Here is a 7,334-nt window from a genome sequence, read left to right as displayed (position 1 = left end):
ACTCTATCAGACTCTCTCGGGCCCGATTTCCTCGGTGCTTTCCAGGTCCTGCGCTTTCGCGCTTTTCCCTTTCCGGCGATTCCGACTCTATCAGAAGTTCGCCACCGGATTTCCCGGCTTTCGCTTCTCGAATGAAGAGTCGAGTACACCTCACGAGAATCGAAGTCCTTGTGAAGTGTGGGGGATGTCGCCGAACCTGTCCGGTTCGAGGCAACCGTTTAACTCTACAACCCTCGCCTGGGGAGAGTCAAAACGGCCCGGGGGGGGCGTCCACGCCTGGCACCTCCCCTCCACGCCAGGCCCGCACCAGGCGCACGAGACAGCAGCCCGGCGCGCCACGCATCCCTGCTTGGCGACGCTCCGTCGTGACGACACCGTCGCCATGTTCGGCCTCCTCCTCACAGACCTGGCTGTTCGAGGGCGACGTCGTACGTCTCCGCAACCGGCTCCGCCGGAAAGCTCGGGTCGCTGGTCCGCGTCGATTCGCCCGGCTACCCCACGACCCACGAGCCGGGCATCCCCCCGTCCCCCGTCCACGTTCCCGCCGGTCCGCACGAACGCAGCGGGGAGCCGGCACGTCTTCCCGCTCCTTACCGCAGGCGAATTCCTCGGAGCGGACTTCCCTGCCCCCTCCCATCTCCACATCCCTCGCACTCACCGGAAGCAGGAGCGCTCGTGGCCCGCGCCCGGAACGAGCACTGCTCGCACGAAGGCGGGGTGGCGCAGCCGCCGCCTGGTGGAACACGTGAGCGGGACGCCTCTCCTCCACAGCCACCACTACGCCGCACTTCCGCGGTGACCCGGAGGACGGGGCTGTCGCCGTCGAGGGACAACGCGACTCCACCGCCGTCGCCCCGGGGCACTACGGCTCCGCCTGGTTCCGTCCGCACAGCGCGTTCCGGCCCTGGCTCCGGTCCGACCTCTTGGCCCCTTCTCACCACGCCCAGCACCCCGTGGAGCATCCGATCACCGGGCCGCCGGAAATGATCATCGGCATCAGCGATCCCAGCGCCGAAGTCGCGGGCGCGGGGCACCCCAGCCATCCCTACGCCCACAGTCGCATCGCCTTGTCCTCCTGACCCCGCCTCCGCGCCCGAAGACTCAGCAGGCCGCGGACCATGGTCAGGAGGTGGTCCGTGGATCCGTCGTCGATCTCCCAGTCGGTACGGCCACGGCAGCATCCATCCGCGACGCGCGTGGGATCAGCAGGGACACCCACACCCCTCGGTGCCGCCCTGCACGAGCGCACGTCGCAACACCCTTGGAAGAGTCTCCGACCCTTTGGGGAGAGGTGTAACGTCTCCGTACGCCTTGGCCAGACGAGGCGGGCATAAGCCACAGCCAGCAGGTCAGCGCAGGGCGTGCCAGGTAGCCGCGCACCCGCTGATGGCGGAGCTTGAGTGCCGCTGTCACCCGAACCGGAAGGCTGTCCTCGTAGCGTGGGTGCGGGGCCCGGGGTCCCAGCACCTCGCCAAGTTCCCTGCACCGCTCGGAGTACAAGCTCCATGAGCTGTCGCGGAACTCCAGGCCATACACGAGCCGGCCTCGATCAGACCCCTGTCACCCGCCCGTCGCCACGGTGATGGGCTGCTCGGTCGGCTCCCCGGCGGACCGCCTACCGCTGACGGAGCAGAGCCAGGCCGACGCCACGGACACGACCCTCGAGCTCGGGACGTTCATCGGCACCCACCAGGACCTGGCCGACGAAGCCGCGGCCTCGGTCGCACGCCGGCTCCACAATCCCGCTGGAAGCTCCGATGTCATCCTCCCGGATCCTTGCGGGAAGTCCGTCGAGGGTGTTGATCGCCCTGTTCTGTGGGGGGGGGTGCCGTCGTAGGGCCGGTTTCCGCGTCGCTGCGGACGACGGGCCGGCTGAGCAGCTCGCCGGTGGTCACGTCGAAGCGGCCGCAATCGAGACAGTGCCGTGCCGCTTGCACTTGGAACTCTTGCCGGACAGGGGGGCCGGGACCGGCTCCGTTGCCGACGTACCTGTACGAGCGGGTGCCGATCCCGGCCACCCCATCAACCGACGGCACCACCGCTCCGGCGCGCGGGGATGCGGTACAACCGGAAGCGGGGAGTGTCGCGGCCGTAAGCCAGTCGCGCACCCGGTGCGGCGTGAGGTCCAGGTGCGCCGGGATCCGTCCGATCTGGGACGCGGAGATCGCGTGAACATCCTGCCCGCCACCAGCCCGACGATCGTGCGGTGGGATCACGTCGATTCCGGGTTCGGTGGTGCGCCGGTGGGGGCGGCCGCCACCGCCACGCGCGCCTCGCACCCGCATTTTCCGGGGCCGCCCCGACCGCTTCGTGTCCTCCGGACCGTCCGGACCATCCGGACCGTCCGGACCGCCGACGGCCAACCGGTCCCGCCTGGCGCACCTTGTTCACCGAGACCTCCGGCTTCCGCGCGATGGCAGCGTCGGCCGGCCCGTCAACCGTCGCGAGGACGATGGGCGCTCGCAGTGCCCGCCGGATCGGCGCGAGCGCCGACGCCGACAGCTTCTCCAGCACGCCCGCACCTCTCGGCCACCGCTGCGTCCACCACCGACCCAGACGCTGACCCTGGCGCAGGCCGTCCAAAGCCTGCAGGGTGATGGCCGTGCCGAAGAGCCCGCCGTCCTCCCTGCAGATATCACTGCGCCCGCGCCTGAACAGCCACGCCCGCGCCCACCGGCCGCAGTTGACCGGCATGACGGTCCGGCACCGGGCAGGAATCGCCTACGTGGCCGGCGGACTGCCCCGCGAGACACCGCTCTCGCCGCGCCGCCTGCGTTTCACCGGCGCCCCTCACACCTGGGGCCTCTCGCCCCAGGTGGCCGGTCGGGACGACCGCGAGGACGGCACCCTGCCCAGCGGCTCACCCATGGGGTCTCCGAGAAAGCACTGGACTGCGCCTGCGCCCTGTACCTCCACCCAACCGGGCCACTCCTGCCCGTCCCATCGACCCGGGCGCCCCGGTCATGAAGCTCCCCGCACTGCCCGCAGGGGTCACATGGCACGACACGGCAACGGCTGTCTTCCCCTACGCGACACGACTCGACGGATGTTGGTGGGTCCTGCGGCTCAACGATTTCCCCGAGCATCCGCTCTACACCTTGTTCATCGACGCACAGGTCATCGGTGACATGGACGACGATCCGGCCGCTTGGCAGTTGCTGTCCCGGGCAACGCTCCCCGCTCTCACCACGCCGGACCGTACGGAGGTCCTCCGCTTGATGACCGGCCTCGGCCCCTACGGAGCAGAGGCCGGCAGCCCGTGCACGGGCGACTGGTGCACCTGCAGCATCCTCACCGATGACTACGCCGCCAAGCCCAGTCCTCCTCCCCGTACTTCCGCCGAGCAGCACCAGGCAGGCCGACGCCGCGGCCGGCTGCCCTGACCGACCACGCCCCCGGGGCCCCGCCCGCTCCGCCACAGGAGACGCCTGGCCGACGTGCTCTCCGCGATGCTCCGAGCCGGAGCCGTCCGCCAACCCGTCGGCAACATGCCGACGGTCGGCCGGACCCGCCGGTTAGGGACGCTCGGCGTCCGCCGGGTGGTACAGCGCCCTCTCCGCCCGGGGTACGGGCAGTGCCGTCTCGTCTTCGGAGTATCGGCACTCCCAGCCCCTCTCCCGGACAAGGTCAAGGACCGCCTGCCAGTCGTCCGCCGAGCAATCCGGGACATGCACGTCCGGCAACGTCCCCATCAACTCCGCGTCGAAGAAGCAGCTCACGTCATCCCACAAAAGATCAGCCACGCCACCCGGGTGCCCGGACCCCCGACTCAACGCGGCCCTGTTCCCCTTGCTCGGAGCGACCGGAGCCCCTCCCCCGGGGCAGAGGTGCCGTGACGCACACGGCTACACGTCGGGCTTCGACGGCGGACGGGCCCGCGGGATCAGGCCGCAGGGACGCCGAACCAGCGCGCCAGACGATCGGACAGGTCCCGCTGGTCGTCGCCGACCCACGCGACATGCCCGTCCGGCCGCAACAGCACTGCCGGCAGCCCCAGTGGAGTACCGGCATCGACGACGTCGACGACGTGGTCGACCCGGTCCCCCCAGCCTGCCACCGAAAGCCACCCGGTCCGGTCGAGCAGCAGTCCGCGACCGTCGTGCATCAATTCGTAGAGGCGGCCGCGCTTCAGCTCCACGTCCCGCATCCGCCGGCCGAGCAGTTCGTGGCCCTCGCCGAAGTCGTAGCGGACGCCGATCGCGGTGATCTTCTCGATCAGGTACCGGTTCACCTCCTCGAACTCCATCAGCTCGGACAGCAACCGGCGTACCGCCCGGGGACCCGGCTCGGGGGACAACAGCTCCATCTGCGCGCGGGTGTTGTCCAGTACGTCGGCGGCCACCGGATGCCGTTCGTCGTGATAGCTGTCCAGCAGGCCCTCCGGCGCCCACCCGGCCACCTCGGCGGCCAGTTTCCACCCGAGGTTGAACGCGTCCTGGACCCCCAGGTTCAGTCCCTGCCCGCCGGTCGGCGGGTGGACGTGCGCCGCGTCGCCGGCCAGCAGAACACGGCCGACCCGGTAGCGCTCGGCCAACCGGGTGGCGTCGCCGAAGCGGGACAGCCACCGCGGCGAGTGGACACCGAAGTCGATCCCCGCGACGACCCGTAGCTGCCTCTTGAACTCCTCCAGCGTCGGCGCAGTCGTACGGTCCTCGGCCACCCCGTTCGCGGGGACGATGACGCGGTACACCCCGTCCCCTTCGGGGATCGCGCCGAACCGCAGCTGCGTCTTGCGCACTTCGGCGATCACCGCGCCCAACGTCTCCGCCGGCACACCCACCTCCATGTCGCCCAGCAGCGTCTCCGTCCTGGACGGCTCCCCCGGAAACCCCACTCCGATCAACTTGCGCACCGTGCTGCGCCCGCCGTCGCAGCCGACGAGGTAGCGCGAACGCAGTTCCGTACCGTCCGCCAGCCCGACGCTCACCCCGTCCTCGTCCTGGCTCAGGCCGACGAGCTCGCAGCCGCGCCGGATCTCGGCCCCGAGCTCGGTGGCGCGCGCCGCCAACAGCCGCTCCGTGTCGGCCTGCGGAATGGCGAGGACGTACGAGTGCGTGGTGTCCAGCCGCGCGGGCCACGCCGTACTGATGCCGGCGAAGAAGCCGCCGACCGCGAACTTCTCGCCGAGCGGGAGGAAGCGGTCCACCAGGCCGCGCTGGTCCATCACCTCGACGCTGCGCGCGTGCAGCCCGCGGGCGCGGGAATGCCCCGCCGGTTCCGACTCCTTCTCCAGCACGAGTACGGCAACGCCGTGCAGCCGCAATTCCGCGGCAAGCATCAGGCCGGTAGGTCCACCACCGGCAACGATCACGTCCACCATGCAAACGCCCCACTCAACGAGATTGATTTCGCCGGCCGCTCCGCCCGGTGCATCGGGCCGTGCGCGCACGCGCACGACCGGCTCGACCCGCGCGATCCCGTTCGTCCGCCCTTTGTGCAGCCCGTCCGGGACGCGGATCCATATATCGGCAAAACCGCACACACCGCGCGTAACCGGGATATCGGCCGGTTTACGGCTCAGGTGGGAAATTCTGCGTCACGACCCGGGTCTTGCCGCAAGACCCCCCACCCGCTATATCTTGAGAGTGGCAAGGAGTGGTCAACCTCCTTGCCTCTGCTTGTGTCCGGCCGCAGTCGACGGCTGGTCCCAGCCCGTCGCCGGCGACGACGACGAAGGCCAAGCCCGTCCAAGCCGTCCAAACCGTCCGGCGAACCCTTGGCCGCACGGCCCGCGCCGCACATCAGCGGAGTTCGACGGTGATTCCACGCGTGCCGGCAACGGAAGAACGTCATCGACATACGGCGTCTCCCCCTCCGTGTCCACGGTCACCGCACCGAGCGCCCGCCGGGCCACCTCCGCCTCGTCCCAGATCAGCGTGCACGGCGCGGGTGGCACGTCCCCACCGCACGGACAACCGCGCAACGTGTGCCAGCACGCCTCGCCGATCGCGCACACGAACCCGGGGATATCGGTGACGTGCCGACCATCGAGGTCCCGTCCGGGACCCGGCAACTGTCGGCCCGCGCCCCGACGGGCGGCCGCGAAGGCTGCCCACTCGGCCGGGCCCGCGGCAGGAGGGTCGATGCACTCGCCCCGCTCGGTCGGCGGACCCGCGAACCATGCATCCCAGACCGGTCGGACGGGCGGATCGGGCCGGTGGGCGAGGCCTTCCCCCAGCCACAAGTTCACGACGGCTCCGCCGAGTTCGGACGGACGGGAGGCGATGACCAGCAACCCCACGTGCTCCTGGTGCCACATGATCCGGCCGGGTCCGGTCCACGGCAAGCAGCCTGACGATGTCGGCGTCGCCCCGCGGCCTCAATGAACAGATCGACCAACGACTCGTCCACGGACGAAGGTCGGCAGCCCGTCAGGACCGGTCGAGCAGCTCCCATTGGTCGGCGTGCCCACGCGTGGATCAGGTCGGCCCCTGGATCGACCCCCGGCACCGGATGGTCCACGATGAGCCCGAGCGTCCCCAGCTCGAGGAGCTCGTCCCACTCTTCCCGTCGCCGGCCGAGCCGCTCAACAGCTTTGAGCAAGCGCCCGGTTGGGGCACAATCCTCGATCGTCAGCTTCCTCGCTGACCAGTACGTACGTGAGCGGCAGCTCGCGCTCCCACGTCCATACGGCCTCCCCGGCCTCCCCCGACTCCGCCGGGTCGACTTCCCTTCGCCCCTGCACCGTGCTCGCGCCTCGCCACCCCTCACCCGGACCCGGGGCCGCCATCCAGTGGCCGTACGAAGCTCAACCCGGGCCGGCCGTCCAGGAGGAGCTCGCCCACGGGGGTGAAGCCGGTACGGGTCAGCACCGTGCGAGACCCCGGATTGTCGAGGGTGGTGACGGCCCTCAGCGTGGTCAGCCCGTACTCCGCCCCGGCCAAGGCACACACCTCACGGACCGCGGCCGTGGCCAGACCGCGCCCGGCAGCACGTTCTGCGATCCGGTATCCGAGCTCGGCGGAGCCATCGGCCACATCGATCAGGTTGACCCGCCCCAGCACTTGTCCGTCCTCGTCCACCAGGACGTGGAAGAAGTGGAGACCGGCCTCCTGCTCGGCCATCAGCTCACGATGTCGTTCCTGGAACCCGGCGAAGTACGTGTCCCCTCGGTCGGGAACGGAGGCGGCGAAGTAGGCCCGGTTCTCGCGCTCGAAAGCGAGGAGTGCCGGCGCGTGGTCGAAGCGAAGCAACCGAAGGCTGGGCATGCGCCGATGCTACGGAACGGCGACCCGGCCGTAAACGCAGAAAAGCCCCGCACCGAACCCTGAAGGGCTGGTGCGGGGCTTTCCCACAATGATTGTTCGGCGGCGTCCTACTCTCCCACAGGGTCC

General features: G+C 70.1%; 3 protein-coding genes. 1 reads left to right on the top strand and 2 read right to left on the bottom strand.

The features are described from left to right. The first annotated feature begins 2,963 nt into the window (after positions 1–2,963). Complete coding sequence (locus tag ACZ4XJ_RS37240; RefSeq protein WP_468498868.1) at positions 2,964–3,383, top strand: hypothetical protein; 420 nt, start codon at positions 2,964–2,966, stop codon at positions 3,381–3,383. Positions 3,384–3,883: 500 nt separating this feature from the next. On the opposite strand, the gene rox is transcribed toward ACZ4XJ_RS37240, so the two are convergent. Both rox and ACZ4XJ_RS37230 read right to left on the bottom strand, forming a co-directional pair. Next, positions 3,884–5,320: a rifampin monooxygenase gene (gene rox / locus ACZ4XJ_RS37235; RefSeq protein ID WP_468498869.1), complete on the bottom strand. Its 1,437-nt coding sequence runs from the start codon at positions 5,318–5,320 to the stop codon at positions 3,884–3,886. Between the two features lie 1,387 nt (positions 5,321–6,707). Next, positions 6,708–7,208 carry a GNAT family N-acetyltransferase gene (locus ACZ4XJ_RS37230; protein ID WP_362884627.1) on the bottom strand — a complete coding sequence of 167 codons (501 nt, stop codon included), beginning with the start codon at positions 7,206–7,208 and terminating at the stop codon, positions 6,708–6,710. Positions 7,209–7,334 lie beyond the last annotated feature (126 nt).

The organism is Streptomyces sp. NPDC029836 (genome assembly GCF_055574495.1).
This window is presented reverse-complemented; position numbering and strand designations above follow the sequence as displayed.

Excerpts from the sequence above, each read along its gene's own strand:
- ACZ4XJ_RS37240 (WP_468498868.1), top strand. The coding sequence starts at position 2,964 with ATGAAGCTCCCCGCACTGCCCGCAGGGGTCACATGGCACGACACGGCA.
- rox (WP_468498869.1), bottom strand. The coding sequence starts at position 5,320 with ATGGTGGACGTGATCGTTGCCGGTGGTGGACCTACCGGCCTGATGCTT.
- ACZ4XJ_RS37230 (WP_362884627.1), bottom strand. The coding sequence starts at position 7,208 with ATGCCCAGCCTTCGGTTGCTTCGCTTCGACCACGCGCCGGCACTCCTC.